This is a genomic window from Kitasatospora sp. NPDC057692 (genome assembly GCF_042799475.1).
Taxonomy (GTDB): domain Bacteria; phylum Actinomycetota; class Actinomycetes; order Streptomycetales; family Streptomycetaceae; genus Kitasatospora.
The window spans coordinates 11,510-29,468 of the sequence record NZ_JBHVIV010000059.1 but is presented as its reverse complement, the minus strand read 5'-3'; the positions used below and the strand labels follow the sequence as shown (position 1 = coordinate 29,468).

The window sequence follows — 17,959 nt, the reverse complement described above, 5'->3', positions numbered from 1 at the left end:
GGGGTTCGTCCCGGACGACGGCCGGGACGTCCGTCGTCCGGGCGCCGCCCGCCCGGCGGGAACGGTCCGACACGCCGTAGGAGGCCCGCGATGCTGCTCCACCGCCTGGCCCTGACCTCGCGCGCCGTGGCGGCCGAGCCCGGCCGCCGGGCCAAGACCGGGCTGCTCGCCGACTGCCTGCGCGAGCTCGGCCCCGACGAGGCGCCGGCCGCGGTCGCCCTGCTGTCCGGCGAGTCGCAGCGGCTGCGCACCGGCCTCGGCCCGACCGCCCTGCGCGACCTGCCGCCGCCCGCCGCCGCACCGCGGCTCGGGGTGCGGGAGACCGAACGGACGCTGGAGGCGATCGCCGCCGTGCACGGGGCGGGCGCCCGGGCCGAGCGGCACCGGCTGCTGACCGGCCTCTTCGAACGGGCCACCGACGCGGAGCAGGCGTTCCTGCGCGCCGTCCTGGTCGGCGACCTGCGCCAGGGGGCGCTGGACGCGGTGGTCGCGGACGCGGTCGCGCGGGCCGCCGGGGTGCCGGCGGCGGCGGTCCGCCGGGCGCTGATGTTCCGCGGCTCGGCCCGGGCGGTCGCCGCGGCCGCCCTGACCGGCGGGGAGGCGGGACTGGCCGCGTTCCGGCTGGAGGTGGGCCGGCCGGTGCGGCCGATGCTGGCCGCCGCGGCCCCGGACGTCGGCACCGCGCTGGACCGCCTCGCCGCCCCGGCGGCGCTGGAGTGGAAGCTGGACGGCATCCGGGTGCAGGTGCACCGGGACGGACGGGACGTCGGCGTCTTCAGCCGCTCGCTGGACGACCTCACCGCCCGGGTGCCCGAGGTGGTCGAGGCGGCGCTGGCCCTGCCGGTGGATGCGGCGGTACTGGACGGCGAGGCGATCGCGCTCGGGCCGGACGGCCGGCCGCGGCCGTTCCAGGAGACCGCCGCCCGCGCCGCGGCCCGCCGGGACCCGGAGCGGCTGCGCGCCGAGGTGCCGCTCAGCGTGCGGTTCTTCGACCTGCTGCACCGGGACGGCGGGGACCTCGTGGACCTGCCCGGACGGGAGCGCTGGTCCGCCCTCGCCGGGACGGTCCCGCCGGGGCTGCGGGTGGCGCGCACCGAGACCGGGGACGTCGCCGAGGCGCTCGCCTTCTTCGAGGACGCCCTCGCGCACGGCCACGAGGGGGTGCTGGTGAAGGACCCGGCGGCGGGCTACCGGGCCGGGCGGCGCGGCGCAGGATGGATCAAGGTCAAGCCCCGGCACACCCTGGACCTGGTGGTGCTGGCCGCCGAGTGGGGCAGCGGGCGGCGCCGCGGCTTCCTCAGCAATCTGCACCTGGGCGCGCGGGCGGGCGGCGAGCCGGGGCTCGGCCCGTGGGTGATGCTCGGCAAGACCTTCAAGGGGCTCACCGACGAGACGCTCGCCTGGCAGACCGGGGCGCTGCTGGAGCGCGAGGTGGAGCGGGACGCCTGGACCGTCCGGGTGCGGCCCGAGCTGGTCGTGGAGATCGCCTTCGACGGCGTCCAGCGCAGCCCGCGCTACCCGGCGGGGCTGGCACTGCGGTTCGCCCGGGTGGTCCGCTACCGGCCCGACAAGAGCGCCGCGGAGGCGGACACCGTCGCGGCCGTCCGGGAGATCGCCGCGGCGGAAGGGCTCGGCCGGGCGCCGGGGACCGTCGGCGGTCCCGGAAGATCCGACTGACGGACAATCAAACTCTGTCTTTTTCACTACAGTTCACGACCAGAGGAGAATCGGCCATTCTTCGGAAGGTGGCCGTCCACGCTTCGTGTGCCTCAGGAGGCGGGGATAGCTTGGCCCTGACAGCGGAGGGCGGCCCGGCCCCGGGCTCGACCGGTGCCACACCACGGAGAGGTGTCCGACATGCAGGTGAACGTCGAACGGGACCGCTGCTGCAGCTCCGGCCAGTGCGTCATGACGGCGCCCGAGGTCTTCGAACAGGACGAGCGGGACGGCCTGGTGAACCTCCGCCGGGCGACCGTCCCCGCCGCGCTGCTCGCCGACGTGCGCCTCGCCGCCGACCTCTGCCCCGGCGGCGCGATCGCCGTCGCCGAGGACGACGGACCCGGCACCGCCGTCTGACGACCGTCCGGGGGCCCGCGGCCCTCCCGCCGTCTCCCACCGCCTGCCACGGGCCCACCTGTCACGCGAGGAGACCACCTTGACCATGTCCACCGTTCCCGCCACCCCGATCCCGTCCCGGCACGACACCACCTGTCCGTTCGCGCCCCCGCCCGCGTACACCGAGGCCGCGAGCACCGGCCCGGTCAGCCGCGCGGAGCTCCCCGACGGCAGCCCCTGCTGGCTGGTCACCGGCTACCAGGAGGTCCGCACGGTGCTGTCGGACCGCCGGTTCAGCGCCGACGCCCGCCGGCCCGCGTTCCCGTTCCTGACCGAGGGGCGGCGCGAGCTGGTCGCCGCCAACCCCTCCTTCGTGCGCCTCGACGACCCCGAGCACGCCCGGCTGCGCCGCATGGTCACCGGGGACTTCCTGGTCAAGCGGGTGGAGGCGATGCGCCCCGAGATCCAGCAGATCGTGGACGACGCGCTCGACCGGATGACGGCCGGGGGCGGTCCGGCCGACCTGGTCGCCGAGTTCGCGCTGCCCGTCCCCTCGCTGGTGATCTGCCTGCTGCTCGGCGTCCCGTACGAGGACCGGGAGGTGTTCCAGACCAACAGTCGGCTGCTGCTCGCCACCGACGGCGACGACCAGGAGGTGGCCCGGGCCCAGGAGGAGCTCCTCGTCTACCTGACCCGGCTCGCCGAGCAGAAGCGGGCCCGGCCCGGCGAGGACACCCTGAGCCGGCTGGCGGTGCGCGACGACCTCACCCTGGACGAGATCGCCAGGACCGGGCTGCTGCTCCTGGTGGCCGGACACGAGACCACCGCCAACATGATCGCGCTCTCCACCGCGCTGCTGCTGCGCCACCCCGAGCAGGCCGCCCGGCTCGCCGACCCGGCCGCGCTGCCCGGGGCGGTGGAGGAGCTGCTGCGGGTGCTCACCATCCTGCACATGGGCGTGCCGCGGCTGGCGCTGGAGGACGTCGAGCTGGGCGGCACCCTGATCCGCGCCGGGGACGGGGTGATGGCGATGCTGTCGACGGCCAACCGGGACGACGCGCTGTTCGGCGCCGAGGGCCGCCTGGGCGTGGGCGAGGTCGACCTCGACCGGGACTCCCGCCGGCACGTCGCCTTCGGCTTCGGGGTGCACCAGTGCCTGGGGCAGCCGCTGGCCCGCGCCGAGCTGCAGATCGCGCTGGGCACGCTGTTCCGGCGGCTCCCGGGGCTGCGGCCGGCGGCGCCGGAGCAGGAGCTGGAGTTCCGCACCGAGGCGCTGGTCTACGGGCTGAGGTCGCTGCCGGTCGCCTGGTGACGGCCGGGCCGGGCGGGACGGCGCGTCGGCCCCCGACCGGCCCCCGGTCGGCCCCCGGTTGGCCCTCGCCGGGGTGCGGAGGCAGGCTTGAGGTGCGAAACAGCGCACCGGCCCGGCGGCCGCCCGGCACCACGGCGTACCGCGGCGGGTCCGGTCGCTCCGGCCGGCCGAGGAGACGGAGCCCGCGATGACCGACATGAGCGCACGCTCCGAGGTGAGCACCGACCGGGACGAGGACGTCCGCGCGGCCGACCCCGAGGAGGGCATCACCTCGATGCAGAACCAGCACGCACAGGACACCTCGCAGGCGGAGGGCGAGCCCCTGGAGGAGCCTCGGGCGGACGGCTGACCCGCTCGCACCGACGAGTTGCCACAGGCCGCCCGGCTCTCGGGCGGCCTTCGCGACCGCCGGTGTCGCTGCCCCAGCGGCGGCGGACCGGCGGGGGAGGATGGGCGCATGACCGAACAGCAGCAGGGCACGGCAGGACAGGACCCGGGCCCGGCGGGGCGGGTGGAGCCGCCGCTCGATCCCAGGGCCTCGTGGGCCACCTGGACCACCCAGTCGATCATCAGCGGGCCCGGCGGGGTGACCACCGTGGAGGTCGGCCCGATCTCGGGCGACCTCACCGTGCACACCACCTGGGCGGACGGTGAGGCGAAGCTCACCGTGCAGTACACCGGGGCGCTGGACTGGTACTCGGTGGCGGGCAGTCCCGTCCCCGCGGCCGACGAGACCACCGCGCGGGCCGTCCACCAGGCGATGGTGAACGCCGTCAAGGCGGGGCGGGGCGCCGGGGCGCCGCGGACGCCGGGCGGGTGAGCCGGCCCGGCAGCGCCGCGGGCCGCACCGGCCGGTCCCGTCCGGGGCCGGCCGGTTCCCGTGGCGGCCGGGTGCCGCGCGGGGCGGTCGGGCCCGGCGGTCAGTCGCCGGCGCGCCGCGGGCCGGGGGCGGCGGCCGCCCAGTACCCCGGGTCCACCGGGGGGAGTCCGCGCAGCGACTCGCGGACCTCGCGGGCCACCTTGCGGGTGTCGCGCAGGTTGATCGTGGCGCCGATGCCCGCGCCGACCAGCAGCGGGGTCAGCGACGGCAGGCGCCGCAGCGAGCTGCGAGTGAGCCGGCGGCGCACCTGCTGGCGCACCTCGCTGCCGAGCGCCATCGCGGCCAGGCCGGCCGGCTTGGCGAGCAGGGTGGGGTCGATGCCGCGCCGGTTGGCCCAGGCGCCGACGTACGCGCCGGCCTTCTGGGTGGCGGTGCCCTGGACGGGGAAGCCGTAGACCTCGTGCAGCTCGGCGATCAGCTTGATCTCGACGGCGGCGACGGCGATCGTCTCGGCGGCGATCTCCACCGGCATCGCGGGCGGCACCGGCAGCATCGCGGCAGCGCCCACACCGGCGCCGAGCGCGCTGGAGGCCCGGCTCGCGCCGGTGATCAGCAGATCGGCCAGCTTCTCCGGGTCGGCGGCGCCGGGGTGCTGGGCACGCAGCGTGGCGAGGCTGCGGATCGGGATGCGCGGGGCGGTCTGGAGCAGCTGCTCGGTGAGGGCGCGGCCGCCGACCGCGGCGCCCTTGGCGGCGACCCGGCCGCCGGTGCCGAGCCGGCGGGCGATCGCGCCGACCAGCCGGGCGCCGCGCCGCCGGCCGCGCTCGGTCTCCGCCCGGTACTCGGCGAGCCCGCCGGGGCCGCCCTCTGCGGACTCGCCGGGTTCGAGTTCCTCGACCAGGCCGGCCAGCTCGTCGGCGAGGCGGTCCGGGGTGGGCTCGGGCTGCCCGGGGCGTCCCGGCTTCCTGAAGATTGCCATGGTGTGGCCGTACCCGGCGGCGCGGCGCGATACGCCCCGGGGGTGTCGCGGTCCTGCGACAGGACGACGACGGTCGTGTACCGGGGCGCCGACCGGCCCCGCCCACCGGCCCCGCCGGCCGGCGCCGGGCCGCCGGTTCAGTCGGTGATCTCCACGCCCCGCCAGAAGGCCACCCGGCCGCGGACGTGCTCGGCCGCGGGGTCGGGGTCGGCGTAGTACCAGGCCGCGTCCGGGTTGGTCGCGCCGTCGACGTGCAGGGAGTAGTACTCCGCGGTGCCCTTCCAGCCGCAGACGGTGGTGGTGTCGGACGGGCGCAGGTACTCGGTGCGCACGGAGTCGGCCGGAAAGTAGTGGTTGCCCTCGACGACGACGGTGTCCTCGCTCTCGGCGACGACGGCGCCCTGCCAGCGTGCTGTGGTCATGCCGCGAGTGTGCCCGACGGGGCGCGCCGCTGTCACCGGTGCGGGTACCCGGGGCGGGACTGAGAGGCGGGGCTGAGAGGCGGGACTCAGGGGCGGGACTGAGAGGCAGGACTCAGGGCAGCGGCTGGGCGTGCACCGGGCAGTGCGGCGTCTGGTGGCCGCCGGTGGCGAGCATCCGGACCTCCCCGGCGTCGCTGATCTCGGCCCGGACGATGCCGCTGGCGTCCTCGTAGACCGGGTGTCCGCCCGGCCCGGTGGCGCTGGTGCGCGCGACCACGACCACGTCCTGCGGGGCCTGGGTGCCGGGAGTCCCCGGGAAGGTGAGTGCGTAACGGGTGACGGGGCTCATCACCGACCTCCTGGTCCCTGTTCGACCCGGTCCGTGCCTAGGCGGCGGCCCGGGACGGACGGGCGGGGGCACCGCGGACCTCCAGCTCGTCGAGCAGCCGGGCGGTGGCCTCGGCGACGGCCTCCACGGCCCGGTCGAAGGCCTCGCGGTTGTGCGCCGCCGGCACCCGGAACCCGGACACCTTGCGCACGTACTGGAGCGCGGCCGCGCGGTAGTCCTCCTCCGTGGCGTCGGGCGTCACGGGCGGTCTGAGCGTCTTGATACTGCGGCACATGACCCCAGTCTCCCGCGCGGGCGTCCGGGAGGCGACCCCCGTCCGTCACCGGACCGCCGTGCGCACCACACGGGCGCGTCATCCGGTCGCACGGGGATTCGGATTAGGATTTCGGCCGGACAAACCCGATTCCTCCCCTCCCCGCCCCCACCCGGAGTACCCCCTTGCCTCTCGCGCTGGTCGCCCTGGCCGTCACCGCGTTCGCCATCGGAACCACCGAGTTCGCCGCCATGGGGCTGCTCCCCCAGGTGGCGGACAGCCTGGACGTCTCGATCCCGCAGGCCGGCTGGCTGATCTCGGCCTACGCGATCGGCGTGGTGATCGGGGCGCCGCTGCTCACCGCGCTCGCCGCCGGGCGGCCCCGGAAGGCGGTGCTGGTCGCCCTGGCCGCCTTCTTCGCCTTCGGGAACCTGCTCTGCGCGCTCGCCCCCGACTTCTGGACGCTGGCCGCCGCCCGGCTGGTCACCGGGCTGCCGCACGGGGCGTTCTTCGGCGCCGGGGCGGTCGCGGCCGCCGAGCTGGTGGCCCCGGACAAGCGGGCCCGGGCGGTCGCGGTGATGTTCTCCGGCCTGACCCTCGCCAATGTCGTCGGTGTCCCGGCCGCGACGCTGCTCGGCCAGCACCTGGGGTGGCGGGCGACCATGCTGGTGGTGGTCGCGATCGGCGCGGCCGGGGCGGCGGCGATCGCCCGGCTCGTCCCGGTGCTGCCCTCCCCCGCCCAGGCGGGCCTGCGGCACGAGCTGGGCGCGTTCCGCAGCGGTCAGCTCTGGCTGGCGCTGGCCACGGTGGTCTTCGGCTGCGGCGGCTTCTTCGCCTGCTACTCGTACATCACCCCGCTGCTCACCGAGGTCTCCGGCTTCGCCACCGGCTCGGTGACCCTGGTGCTGGCGCTGTTCGGGGTGGGGATGACGATCGGCAACCTGCTCGGCGGGTACGCGGCGGACCGCGCGCTGCGACCGACCGTGTGCGCCGCGTTCGTCCTGCTCGCCGCCGTGCTGGCGCTGTTCGCGGTGACCGCGCGCAGCGAGTGGTCGGCGGCGGTGACGGTGGTGCTGGTCGGGCTGTTCGGGTTCGCGATCGTCCCGGCCGTGCAGACGCTGGTGATGCGCGAGGCGCGCAGCGCGCCGACGCTGGCCTCGGCGACGGTGCAGGGCGCGTTCAACCTGGCCAACGCCCAGGGCGCGTTCTTCGGCGGGCTGGCGCTGGACGCCGGCCTGGGCTGGACCTCGCCGCCGCTGGTCGGCTCGGGCCTGGCGGCCTCGGGAGCGGCGATCGCGGTGGCCGCCTGGGCCGCCGACCGGCGGCGCGGGCGGCCGGCGACGGTCGTGGTCGCCGGGGGCGGCGCCGCGGCCCGGGTGCCCGGGCCCGCGCCGGCCCCGGAGGACCGGGTCCGCGCGGGCAGCTGAGACGCCTCAGGCGGACGGGGCCGGCGGCAGCGGGCGGAGCTCCCGGTGGCCGTCGGCCAGCAGCAGGTAGCCCTCCGCGTTGAAGACGATGCCGGCCCGTTCCTCCCCGGTCAGCTCGCGGCGGACCTTGGCGGGCACCCCGGCGACCAGCGAGCCGGGCGGGACCCGCATGCCCTGCGGCACCACGGCGCCCGCCGCGACCAGCGAGCCCGCGCCGATCCGGGCGCCGTTGAGCACGGTGGCGTTCATCCCGACCAGGACGTCGTCCTCGATCACGCAGCCGTGCAGCACGGCGTTGTGGCCGACCGAGACCCGCTCCCCCATCACCAGCGGGAAGCCCAGGTCGGCGTGCAGGGTGCAGTTGTCCTGGACGTTGCTGCCCGCCCCGACCGTGATCGTCTCGGCGTCCCCGCGCAGCACCGCGCCGTACCAGACGCTGGCCCCGGCGCCGACCGTCACACTGCCCACCACGACGGCGTTCGGTGCGACGAAGGCGCCCGGGTCGACGGCGGGCACCCGGCCCCCGACCTCGGCGATCAGCGGTTCTGCCATCTCTCTCGTCCTCCTCGCGACGACGGGCCCTCGGGTGCGGGCCATGATGGCATCCCCGCCCGGCCGGTCCGGTGGCCGGGTGGCCCGCCGGGATCGGCCGGGGTCAGCCGGTGCAGGTCCCGGCGGCCTCCAGCCTCTCGTAGGCCTCCCGGGTGGCCGGCGGGGTCGACAGCCCCTTGCCGTTCATCGAGACCGCGAGCTGCCGGCGCAGGTCGCCGCTGGTGTACAGGACGGTGCTGTACCCGGGGATGCCGCCGGTGTGGCCCCAGAGCACGCCGCAGTCCGTGGTCGCCCGCTCCAGGCCGAGGCCGTACCGGCCCTCGCTCTGCGGGGTGGCCGCCATCATCGCCGCGAGCTGCGGGCGGGGCAGCAGCCGGCCGCCGATCAGGGCCGTGATGAAGGTGTTGAGGTCGGCGGTGGTCGAGATGCCGGCGCCGGAGGCGCCCGCCATGCTCGGGTCCAGCTCGGTGACGTCGGCCGGACCGGTGGGCAGGTCGAAGTAGCCGTGCGCGTGCGGGCCGGGGATGCCCGTCGCGTGGTCGGGCATGAAGGTACCGGTCAGGCCCAGCGGGCGGATGACGCGGCGTTCCACCTCCTGCTGCCAGCTGCGGCCGGTGGCCCGCTCGATGATCTGTCCGACCAGGACGTAGTTGGTGTTGGAGTAGTGGAAGCCCTGGCCCGGCGCGAAGTACGCCGGGTGGGCGTTGGCCAGCGCGACGAGCTGCTGCGGCGTCCAGCGGGTGTAGCGGCCGGACTCCAGCCACTGCTCGATCACGTCGGGCCGCGCGGTGTCGAAGGCGTCGTCCTCGGTGTAGTTGAACACCCCGCTGGTGTGGCCGAGCAGCTGGCGCAGGGTGATGTCCGCGCCGTTCGGCACCGCGCCCGGCAGCAGGCGCTCCACCGGGTCGTCCAGGCCGATCCGGCCCTCGGCGACCAGTTGGAGGGCGACGGTGGAGACGAAGGTCTTGGTCACGCTGCCGATCCGGAACCGGCCGTCCGCGGTGGCCGGGGCGCCGGTGGTGCGGTCGGCGACACCGGCGGCGCCCTTCCACAGGGTGCGGCCGTGGTCGCCGACCCGGGCCAGCGCGGCGGAGACGCCGCCGGAGTCGACGAGGTCGTTCAGCGCCGCGTTCAGGGCCTTGGTGTCGACGCCCCTGCGCGGCCCCCGGTCGGCGGCGTCCCGCGCCGTGTCCTGTGTGCTGGTCACCGTCACCACCCCGCTCGGTCCCGCCGTGCCGAGGGCGCCGGCCGCCGGGGCCGTCACGCCCACCAGGCCCGCGCCCGCCAGCGCCAGCGCCACGACCCGTACGGCCGTACCGCGCCGCCGTCGTCCCGCGCCCCCGCGACCGCCCGGACCCGTTTCGCCCGTGTGCTGCGCCATGCTCATGCGTCCTCCTGCTCCGGTGCCACCGGGTGCCCACAACACCCGTGCCGATCTCGGCATTTGACACTCTGACAGGCGGTGCCGCGCGGGTCGTCAGACCTCTGACCGAGCTTCCCGCGGCGCGCCGCTCCCCCTCAGGGAGGGGCCCGCCCCCGAGGCCTGCCCGGGGCCACCCCCGAGACGTTCTCGGGGGCGCCCGCTCCCCCGCCGGGCTCAGGCCGGCGGGGCCCTGACCCTCAGGCCAGCGGGGCCCTGACCCTCAGGCCAACGGGGCCTTGACCCGCAGGACCTCGATGAACGCCCGCAGCCACGCCGGGTGGTCGGGCCAGGCCCGGGCCGAGACCACCACCCCGTCCACCACCGCCTCGCCGTCCACGTAGGTCGCGCCCGCCGCCTTCACGTCCGGCTCCAGGGCCGGGTAGGCGGCACTGGTCCGCCCGCCGAGCACCCCGGCGGCGGCCGCCACCAGCGGGCCGTGGCAGATCTGGGCGACGGGCTTCTCGGCCTCGAAGAAGTGCCGGACGATCCGCTGCACCTCGGGGTCGTTGCGCAGGTACTCGGGGGCGCGCCCGCCCGGGACCACCAGCGCCGCGTAGTCGGCCGGGTCGACCTCGGCGAACGCCAGGTCGGCGGGCCAGGTGTAGCCCGGCTTTTCGGTGTAGGTGTCGAAGCCCTCGACGAAGTCGTGCACCACGAACTGGAGCCGCTTCTTCGCCGGTGCCGCGATGTCGACCTGGTAGCCCTCCTCGCGCAGCCGCTGGTACGGGTAGAACACCTCCAGCGACTCCGCGGCGTCCCCGGTGACGAGCAGGATCTTCGATGCCATCGCCGACATCCCTCCTAATCTGAGCGACCGTCAAAAGGCTTTACGGCCCCGGGCCGGAGGCCTTCGGCCCGGGGCCGCACCAACCTCCCGCACCCGGTGCCGCCACGCAACGGCGCGCACCGTCCGGACACGGCGCATTCACCCCGGGCGCGCGCCCCCGGCCTGGTCGCCTCCCCGTCGCGGCCGGTCGCGGCCCGGCACCGCGAAACCCGGGTGCGGCGGTCCGCGCGGCTCTGGGATCATGGCGGAATGCCTCACCGCCTCGAATCCATGGTCGTCCGGCACACCTTCCGCCTGCCCGTCCCCGACGGTCCGGCCGGGAACGGCGAGGCCGCGGCGCGCCAGTTCGACGCCGCGCTGATGTCCGTGGGCTTCAAGCTCTCCGGCGGGGCCCTGGAGCGGCTGTCGGGGCTGAGCGGGGAGACCGTCCGCGCGACCGCCGCCCGCACCCTGGCCACCGTGCGCGAACTGGTCGGCGACCACGTCGGGCACAACGTCTACTTCATCGACTTCCCCGCCAACGTGCCGGACACCGTCGACTTCTGGATGGAACGCATCGCCGAGGCGCTCGCCGACGACGGCGCGCGCGACCGCACCCTCGCCCAGCTCGGCGCCGGTGTGCTCGACCTGCTGACGCTGCCCGGCTACGGCCGCTACCGGCACGCCTACGCCGAGATGCTCGCCGCCCACGACGAGCTGATCGCCGCCGCCGGCGACCGGCTGACCGTCCTGCACCCCGGCGGCGCGCTGGAGGACGAGGCCAGCGCCCTGTACCTGGCGCTGGCGGGCAGCGCCACCCCGCTGGGCGAGCAGGCCCTGCGGGACCTCGGCGAACTCGCCGGGCACCGCGTGCACGGTCCGCAGCCCGAGGCGATCCCGGTCCGGGAGAACCGCGCCGTCGTCAACCGCGCCCGCCTCGACGCCGGCGCGGACCTGCTGCTGGACACCGTCACCGACGTGCTCCGCCTCGCCTGCGCCCTGTCGGACGGGGACGTCACGCTCGCGGAGCCGACCCGGTTCCGGGCGTTCCCCCGGCCGGTCCGCCGCGCGCTGCTCGCGGGCCTGGACGCGGTCGTCGCCGCCGCCCCGGCCAAGCTGGCCGACGTCGGCGCGCACCGCGAGCCGTTCAAGCGCCTCGGCGAGCGGCTCCACCCGCACGAGTACCCCCGCTGGCCGCACGCCGCCGAGGTGTTCGCCGTCGCCCGGGGCGAGCGGGAGGCGCGCTCCCTGGACAGCCGGGTCGAGGAGGCGCTCGGCGCACAGGACGTCACCGCGGCGGTACGGCTGCTGTCCGCCGCCCCGGGGAAGCTGTTCCGCGCGCTCGACCGCCTGCTGCGGGCCTGCGCCACGCGGGAGCAGCGCGAGGCCGTCGTGGCCGCCGCCGAGGCGGCGGCCGGGCAGGCGGCCGGCCGGGTGCTGCTGTCGGTCCGCGAGCACCTCCAGAACCGCCGCCCCGACGGAGCGCAGGCCCGGCGGGTCTTCGTCAACCGCCTCGGCCGCGCCTGGGTCACCGCCGACACCCGGGCGCCGCTGCCGGCCGCCGAGTGCGGGCGCCTGATCGCCGCCCTGGACGCCGAAACGATCCGCCGCCTCCCGAATCCGGGGCACCTGCTGATCGACCCGGCCGTCCTCGACGTCGCCCTCCCGCTGAGCGGCAAGGCGACGTCCGCCGGCCTGGGCGTGCTGCCCCGCGGCTCGCTCTCCCCGGTCGACGGCGAGCTGCTGCGCTTCTTCGTCCACTGGCGGCAGACCGGGCGCGACACCGACTTCGACCTGTCGGCGCTGATGCTGGACGAGTCCTACGAGACGGTCTCCTGGCTCTCGTACACGGCCCTCACCGACGTCGGGGGCGAGCACTCGGGGGACATCACCGAAGCACCCGAGGGCGCCTCGGAGTTCATCAACCTCCGGCTCGACGCGGTGCGCGGCGCGTACATCGTCCCGCAGGTGAACATCTTCTCCGGCGAGGGCTTCGAGGAGGTGGAGGAGTCGTTCTTCGGCTTCATGCTGCGGGACGGCGAGCAGGCGGGGCGGCCCTTCGAGGCCCGCACCGTGCGGATGAAGTCGGACCTGCGCGGCCCCGGCCGGGTGGCCCTGCCGCTGGCGTTCCTGCGCGGGGCCGACGGCGGCTGGCGCGCCAAGTGGCTGCACCTCCACCTCGCGGGCAAGCCCAGCGCCAACCGGGTCGAGGGGAACCGGGTGTCGGTCGCGGTGCTGCTGCGCGGCGTCGTCGAGCGCGACTACCTCACGGTCCGCCACCTCACCGGGCTGATGCGGGAGCGGGCCGCCGCCGTCACGCTGTGGGACGGCGGTGCGGTCCCGGCCGGCCCGGTGACGTACATCGGCCTGGAGCGGCCGGAGGGACTGCACCCCGGCTCCCGGGTCGTCACCCCCGGAAACCTGCGCGACCTGGTCCCCGCCTGACTGGTAGCGTGGGACCCGGCGAGGCCATGGAGGGGCTTCCTTCTCCCACCATTGAACTAGTCCTTCCGCTTTCCTCGCCCTCGACCCGACGCCGGGGCGCGCCTTCCGCGCCCCGGCGTCGTCGTGTCCGTCCCCGTGACCGCCCCGGAGGGATCCCGCCCCGATGTCGGACCGCACCACCTACCTCGTCCTGCCCGGCTACCAGAACTCCGGACCGGCCCACTGGCAGAGCCGCTGGGAGGCCGCCGACCCGGCGGCGTTCGTCCGGGTGCAGCAGGACGACTGGGACCGCCCCGAGCCCGAGGCCTGGGTGGAGCGGGTGGACGCGGCGGTCGCCGCGGCGGCGGCCGGCGGGCCGGTGGTACTGGTGGCGCACAGCCTCGGCTGCGTGACGGTGGCCCGCTGGGCGGCCGCGGCGCCGGCCGGGCGGACGGCGGCCGTGCGCGGCGCGCTGCTGGTCGCACCCGCCGACGTCGACCACGCGGACGTCCCCGAGCTGCTGGGCTTCCGCCCGGTGGCACTGTCCCGGCTGCCGTTCCCCGCCACCGTGGTCTCCAGCACCGACGACCCGTGGGTCAGCGCGGCGCGCGCCCGGCGGTTCGCCGAGGCCTGGGGCGCGCGGTACGTCGAGCCGGGCGCCTTCGGGCACCTCAACTCCGACTCGGGACTGGGCGACTGGCCGCTGGGGCGGGAGCTGCTGGCCGCGCTCTGAGCGGACGATCCGCCGCCGGGGTCCGCGGGCGCCTCGCCGTCCCGGGATCCGGGGATCCCGCCATCCCAGAATCCGGGGATGGCGGGGCGCCCGGGCATCCGAGCAGAATCGAGGCGATCCACCACCCCTGGGGACCACCTCCCGGAGGACCGCCGACCCCGCCTCGTCCCTGGCCGGGCCCGGCGGCCGGGAGGCCCCGCACAGGTCCGTCACCCCGGACCGGAGGCCGGCCGCGGTGCGTGACCGCGGCCGGCCTTCCCTGTGCGCGCGGGCGGCCTCCCCGGTGCGCGCCCCCCCCTGCGCGCGAAGGGCGGTGGGTGCAGGAACTTCTCCCGCAGTTCGCCCGACGGCCACCCGGCCGGGCGCCGCTGCTCCTAGTCTGCGGGCGGCACTCACACCGCGACGCCATCAGCGCGAGCTAGGAGCATCCATGACGTACCGTCCGTCCGACGGCAGCACCCCGGCGGAGTCCGCCGACGCCACCGCCTCCTCCCGCCGGACCTTCCTGCGGGCCACCGGGGCGGCCGGGCTCGGCGCGGCGGCCCTCGCGGCCGGCGCCGGCGAGGCCTTCGCCGCCCCCGCCGGGGACCAGCCGGGCGACGAGCAGTACGGTGCCGCCGACGAGCGCGGCGTCGCCGCCAGCCGCGCGACCGGCACCCGCCCGCCGGTGCGCACCGGCACCGGCCTGGACCGCCTGCCGCACCCGCTGATCGTCGGCCACCGCGGCGCCCCCGGCTACCGCCCGGAGCACACCCTGGGCTCCTACGACCTGGCGCTGCAGCTGGGCGCGGACGTCATCGAGCCGGACCTGGTCCCCACCAAGGACGGCCACCTGGTGGTCCGCCACGAGAACAACATCGCGGAGACCACGGACGTCGCGGACCACAAGGAGTTCGCGGCCCGCCGCACCACCAAGACGATCGACGGCGCCGCCCAGACCGGCTGGTTCACCGAGGACTTCACGCTCGCCGAGCTGCGCACCCTGCGCGCCAAGGAGCGGCTGCCGCAGCAGCGCCAGCGCAACACGCTCTACGACGGCCGCTGGGCCGTGCCGACCTTCCGCGAGGTGGCCGACTTCGCCCGCAAGCGCGGCCGCGAGCTGGGCCGGGACGTCTGGGTCTACCCCGAGACCAAGCACCCGAGCTACTTCCGCTCGATCGGCCTGCCGCTGGAGGAGCGCCTCGCCGACGAGCTGCGCCGCACCGGCCTGGCCGGGCGCAACGGCCGGGCGATCCTGCAGTCCTTCGAGCCGAGCAGCCTGCAGCGGCTCGCCAAGCTGGTCGACAACCCGAAGGTCTTCCTGCTCAGCGGCCCGACCAGCCAGCCGTACGACTTCGTGCTGTCCGGCGACAAGCGCACCGTGGCCGACCTGGTGAAGCCCGAGAACCTGCGCTGGATCGCCTCCTTCGCGCACGGCCTGGGCCCGACCACCACGCTGATCGCGCCCGTCGACGCGACCGGCAGGCTGCTGCCGCCGACCACCCTGGTCAAGGACGCGCACGCGGCCGGCCTGCTGCTGCACCCGTACACGGTGCGCAACGAGAACGCCTTCCTGCCGCTGGACTACCGCCGGGGCACCGACCCGAACGCGTACGGCGACGCGATCGGGTGGGCGAAGTACCTGTACGAGCTCGGCGTGGACGGCTTCTTCACCGACCAGACGGACAGCAGCGTGCTGGCCCGCCAGGACTTCTGGGCGGCCAAGGGCGTGAACTGACGCCGGGGCCCGACGGGCCCGCCGCACCCTGCGCCCGGTGAGCGCGACCGCGCCCTGGAACGTCGACGGACGTTCCAGGGCTCGGTGCCGTGCGGGCTCGGTGCCGCGTACGGGGGCGGGCCGGTTCAGCCGTCCTGGTGCTGCTCCTCGCCCTGCGGCTGCTGGTCCTGCTGCGGCTGCTGCGGCTGCTGCGTGGTCCGGGGACTCGGGTTGGGGTTGCGCGTCGGCCGGCCCGGGTTCTGCGGGCGCCCCGGCCAGGTCGGGGCGTCGGTCGCGGAGCCGCCCGGCGAGCCGCTGCCCGAGCCCGGGCTGGCGGAAGGGTCGCGCTTCGGCGCCGGGTTGGGGATGTAGACGGTCTCGAACTCCTTCTCCGGCATGCCCCGGACGGCGTCGTTCATCGCCATCTGCCAGATCGGCCCCGGGCCGGTGGCGCCGAAGACCTCGTCGAACCACTTGCCGCCGATCCGGATGTTCTTCATCTTCACGCCGCCGGCCGGACCGCCCAGCCAGACCGAGGCGGCGAGGTTGCCGGTGTAGCCGCTGAACCAGGCGGACTTCTTCTCGTCGGAGGTGCCGGTCTTGCCCGCGATCTGGCGGTCGTCGTCCAGGCCGAGGTCGCGCCCGGTGCCGCCCTTCTCGGTGACGCCGAGCAGCACGGTGTTGATGACGTCGGCGGTGCCCTCGGAGAACACCCGCTCGCACTTGGCGGGGCTGACCGGGACGTCCTTGCCGTCGACCGTGGTGATGCCGCTGATCGCGACCGGGGTGCAGTAGGTGCCGCGGTTGGCGAAGGTCGCGTAGACGTTGGCCATCACCAGCGGGCTCACCTCCTGGGTGCCCAGGCCCAGGGCGGGCAGCTCCTCCAGCGGCTTGCCGCTCGCCTTGGTCAGCACGCCGAGCTTGTTGGCCATCTGCTTGACCGCGCAGAGGCCGATCTCCTGCTCCATCTGCACGAAGTAGGTGTTGACCGAGAGCGCCATCGCCTCCTTGAGCTCGTACGGGCCGACCTCGCCCGCCGACTCGTTGGGGATGGTGCCGCCCTTCTTGCCCTTCTCCAGGTTCTTCCAGGTGCCGTCGCAGGTGCTCATCGTCGGCCAGTCCATCTTGTTCGGCGACGAGTAGGACTGGGTGGAGGTGAGCCCCGTCTCCAGGCCCGCGGCGGCCACGATCGGCTTGAAGTTGGAGCCCGGCTGGAAGCCGTTGCCGCCGCCCATCGCCGCGTCCACGTTGTAGTTGACGACGGTCTGCCTCTTGTTCGGGTCGATCCCGTACGGGCGGGTCTGGGCCATCGCCAGGATCCTGCCGGTGCCCGGCTCCACCATGGTGATCGCCGCCGACACGTCGTCGGTGACCTTGACCTTCGTGGTCACCGCCTTCAGCGCGGCCGCCTGCTTGACCGGGTCCAGGGTGGTGTGGATCGACAGTCCGCCCATGTCCCACAGCTTCTTGCGCTCGGCGGCGGTCTTGCCGAAGACCGGGTCCTGCTTGATCACGTGCTTGACGTAGTCGCAGAAGAAGCCCATGCCCGCGTCGGCGGTGATGCAGCCGTTCTGCGGCGCCTGGTAGTGCAGCACGACCGGCCCGGTCTTGGCCTCCTTGGCCTGCTCGGGGGTGAGGTGCCTGTTCTCCACCATCTTGTCGATCACGACGTCGCGGCGCTTGCGCGAGGCCTCGGGGTGGGCCTTGGGGTCGAACTGCGAGGGGTTCTGCACCAGCCCCGCCAGGGTGGCCGCCTCGGCGACCGTGAGGTCCTTGGTGTTCTTGCTGAAGTAGCGCTGGGCCGCCGCCTGGATGCCGTACGCCTGCTGGCCGTAGTAGGTGATGTTCAGGTAGTTGGTGAGGATCTGGTCCTTGGTCAGCTCCTCCTCCAGCTTGATGGCGTACTTGAGCTCCTGCACCTTGCGGCCCAGGGTCTTGCGCTGGGCCTCGCGGACGGCCGCCGCGTCGTCGCCGGCCTTCTCGACGTTCACGTTCTTCACGTACTGCTGCGTCAGGGTCGAGGCGCCCTGCATGGCGGTGCCGCTCTCCGCGTTCTTGGTGATCGCCCGCAGGACGCCCTTGAGGTCGACGGCGCCGTGCTCGTAGAAGCGCGCGTCCTCGATGTCCACCTGGGCCTGGCGTATCAGCGGGCCCATCTCCTCGGCGGTGATCACCCGGCGGTCGCGCTCGTACACCTTGGCTATCTGCTGGCCCTTGGCGTCGAATATCCAGCTGGCCTGGGTCAGCGGCGGGGTCTTCAGGTCGTCGGGGATGGTGTCGAACTCCTCCACACCGCCCTTCATCCCGAGCCCGAGCGCGCCCGCGGCCGGCAGCACGAGGCCCGCCAGCAGCACCCCGGCGAGGGTGCTGTAGCCGAGGAACTTCACGCCGTGGCCGAGCAGGCCGAGCGGGGTCTCCCGGCGCCGGGGGCGCGGCACCCAGGTGTCGAGGGGCTCCGGGGAGGGCGTGCGGCGGCTTCTCCGTGACATAGTCGGAACACTACGTCCACGAAAACCGCCTGTGGGGCCGGTGTTGGCCAAGCCGTGTCACAAATCGGCGACAGATCGGCGCTGTTGGGCGTGGCATGACCAACGGCCGGGGGTGCGGCCGGATAGGAGGGGGGTCGTTCGCCGACCTCCGACTCCGGTCGGTGCGGCCGCGACCAGGCGTGTTCCGGTCGGCGCGGGCGGTCCGAGCGGTCCGGTGGCCGCGCCCGTCCGCCCCGCCCAGCCGTCCCGTCCGACCGTC

The 17,959-nt window shown here is 75.3% G+C and carries 17 protein-coding genes; 9 read left to right on the top strand and 8 right to left on the bottom strand.

The genetic code is table 11. The features are described 5' to 3' along the window. Nucleotides 1-90 precede the first annotated feature (90 nt). The 5 genes from ACFVFS_RS28145 to ACFVFS_RS28125 all read left to right on the top strand — a co-directional run bounded on the left by ACFVFS_RS28145 (nt 91) and on the right by ACFVFS_RS28125 (nt 4,187). Complete coding sequence (locus ACFVFS_RS28145) at nt 91-1,677, top strand: ATP-dependent DNA ligase (RefSeq protein WP_380627507.1); 1,587 nt, start codon at nt 91-93, stop codon at nt 1,675-1,677. Nucleotides 1,678-1,857: 180 nt separating this feature from the next. Beyond that, entirely contained in the window at nt 1,858-2,076 is a 219-nt protein-coding gene (locus tag ACFVFS_RS28140) for a ferredoxin (protein ID WP_380627531.1), read from the top strand. Between the two features lie 85 nt (nt 2,077-2,161). Next, complete coding sequence (locus tag ACFVFS_RS28135; protein ID WP_380627530.1) at nt 2,162-3,367, top strand: cytochrome P450; 1,206 nt, start codon at nt 2,162-2,164, stop codon at nt 3,365-3,367. Between the two features lie 187 nt (nt 3,368-3,554). After that, entirely contained in the window at nt 3,555-3,716 is a 162-nt protein-coding gene (locus ACFVFS_RS28130; protein ID WP_380627506.1) for a hypothetical protein, read from the top strand. A 162-nt stretch (nt 3,717-3,878) separates the two neighbouring features. After that, nucleotides 3,879-4,187 carry a hypothetical protein gene (locus tag ACFVFS_RS28125; protein WP_380627529.1) on the top strand — a complete coding sequence of 103 codons (309 nt, stop codon included), beginning with the start codon at nt 3,879-3,881 and terminating at the stop codon, nt 4,185-4,187. Between the two features lie 100 nt (nt 4,188-4,287). Here ACFVFS_RS28125 and ACFVFS_RS28120 read toward each other — a convergent pair whose 3' ends face one another. The 4 genes from ACFVFS_RS28120 to ACFVFS_RS28105 form a co-directional block, all read right to left on the bottom strand. Beyond that, nucleotides 4,288-5,166 (bottom strand): hypothetical protein, encoded by an 879-nt coding sequence (locus ACFVFS_RS28120; RefSeq protein ID WP_380627505.1) that lies wholly within the window; start codon nt 5,164-5,166, stop codon nt 4,288-4,290. 137 nt (nt 5,167-5,303) lie between these two features. Continuing rightward, on the bottom strand, nt 5,304-5,588 hold the full coding sequence (locus ACFVFS_RS28115) for a DUF427 domain-containing protein (RefSeq protein WP_380627504.1): 285 nt from the start codon (nt 5,586-5,588) through the stop codon (nt 5,304-5,306). Between the two features lie 112 nt (nt 5,589-5,700). Further along, nucleotides 5,701-5,937, bottom strand: a complete 237-nt coding sequence (locus ACFVFS_RS28110; protein ID WP_380627503.1) for a DUF6296 family protein — start codon at nt 5,935-5,937, stop codon at nt 5,701-5,703. 37 nt (nt 5,938-5,974) lie between these two features. Beyond that, on the bottom strand, nt 5,975-6,211 hold the full coding sequence (locus ACFVFS_RS28105; RefSeq protein WP_380627502.1) for a DUF2277 domain-containing protein: 237 nt from the start codon (nt 6,209-6,211) through the stop codon (nt 5,975-5,977). 164 nt (nt 6,212-6,375) lie between these two features. Here ACFVFS_RS28105 and ACFVFS_RS28100 point away from each other — a divergent pair, with 164 nt between their 5' ends. After that, nucleotides 6,376-7,617 carry an MFS transporter gene (locus ACFVFS_RS28100; protein ID WP_380627501.1) on the top strand — a complete coding sequence of 414 codons (1,242 nt, stop codon included), beginning with the start codon at nt 6,376-6,378 and terminating at the stop codon, nt 7,615-7,617. Nucleotides 7,618-7,623: 6 nt separating this feature from the next. Here the strand turns inward: ACFVFS_RS28100 and ACFVFS_RS28095 are convergent, their stop codons facing one another. The 3 genes from ACFVFS_RS28095 to ACFVFS_RS28085 form a co-directional block, all read right to left on the bottom strand. After that, a complete protein-coding gene (locus ACFVFS_RS28095; protein ID WP_380627500.1) occupies nt 7,624-8,169 on the bottom strand; it encodes a gamma carbonic anhydrase family protein in 546 nt (181 codons plus the stop codon). Between the two features lie 103 nt (nt 8,170-8,272). After that, a complete protein-coding gene (locus ACFVFS_RS28090) occupies nt 8,273-9,556 on the bottom strand; it encodes a serine hydrolase domain-containing protein (protein ID WP_380627499.1) in 1,284 nt (427 codons plus the stop codon). Nucleotides 9,557-9,812: 256 nt separating this feature from the next. Then, on the bottom strand, nt 9,813-10,379 hold the full coding sequence (locus tag ACFVFS_RS28085) for a DJ-1/PfpI family protein (RefSeq protein ID WP_380627498.1): 567 nt from the start codon (nt 10,377-10,379) through the stop codon (nt 9,813-9,815). 249 nt (nt 10,380-10,628) lie between these two features. On the opposite strand from ACFVFS_RS28085, the gene ACFVFS_RS28080 reads away from it, so the two are divergent. The 3 genes from ACFVFS_RS28080 to ACFVFS_RS28070 all read left to right on the top strand — a co-directional run bounded on the left by ACFVFS_RS28080 (nt 10,629) and on the right by ACFVFS_RS28070 (nt 15,232). Beyond that, the gene (locus ACFVFS_RS28080; RefSeq protein ID WP_380627497.1) at nt 10,629-12,803 is read left to right on the top strand and encodes a TerD family protein; all 2,175 of its coding nucleotides are present in this window, start codon (nt 10,629-10,631) and stop codon (nt 12,801-12,803) included. A 163-nt stretch (nt 12,804-12,966) separates the two neighbouring features. Next, nucleotides 12,967-13,515, top strand: a complete 549-nt coding sequence (locus ACFVFS_RS28075) for an RBBP9/YdeN family alpha/beta hydrolase (RefSeq protein WP_380627496.1) — start codon at nt 12,967-12,969, stop codon at nt 13,513-13,515. A gap of 430 nt (nt 13,516-13,945) precedes the next feature. Next, nucleotides 13,946-15,232: a glycerophosphodiester phosphodiesterase gene (locus tag ACFVFS_RS28070; protein ID WP_380627495.1), complete on the top strand. Its 1,287-nt coding sequence runs from the start codon at nt 13,946-13,948 to the stop codon at nt 15,230-15,232. A gap of 125 nt (nt 15,233-15,357) precedes the next feature. On the opposite strand, the gene ACFVFS_RS28065 is transcribed toward ACFVFS_RS28070, so the two are convergent. Further along, the gene (locus tag ACFVFS_RS28065; RefSeq protein ID WP_380627494.1) at nt 15,358-17,700 is read right to left on the bottom strand and encodes a transglycosylase domain-containing protein; all 2,343 of its coding nucleotides are present in this window, start codon (nt 17,698-17,700) and stop codon (nt 15,358-15,360) included. Nucleotides 17,701-17,959: the final 259 nt, after the last annotated feature.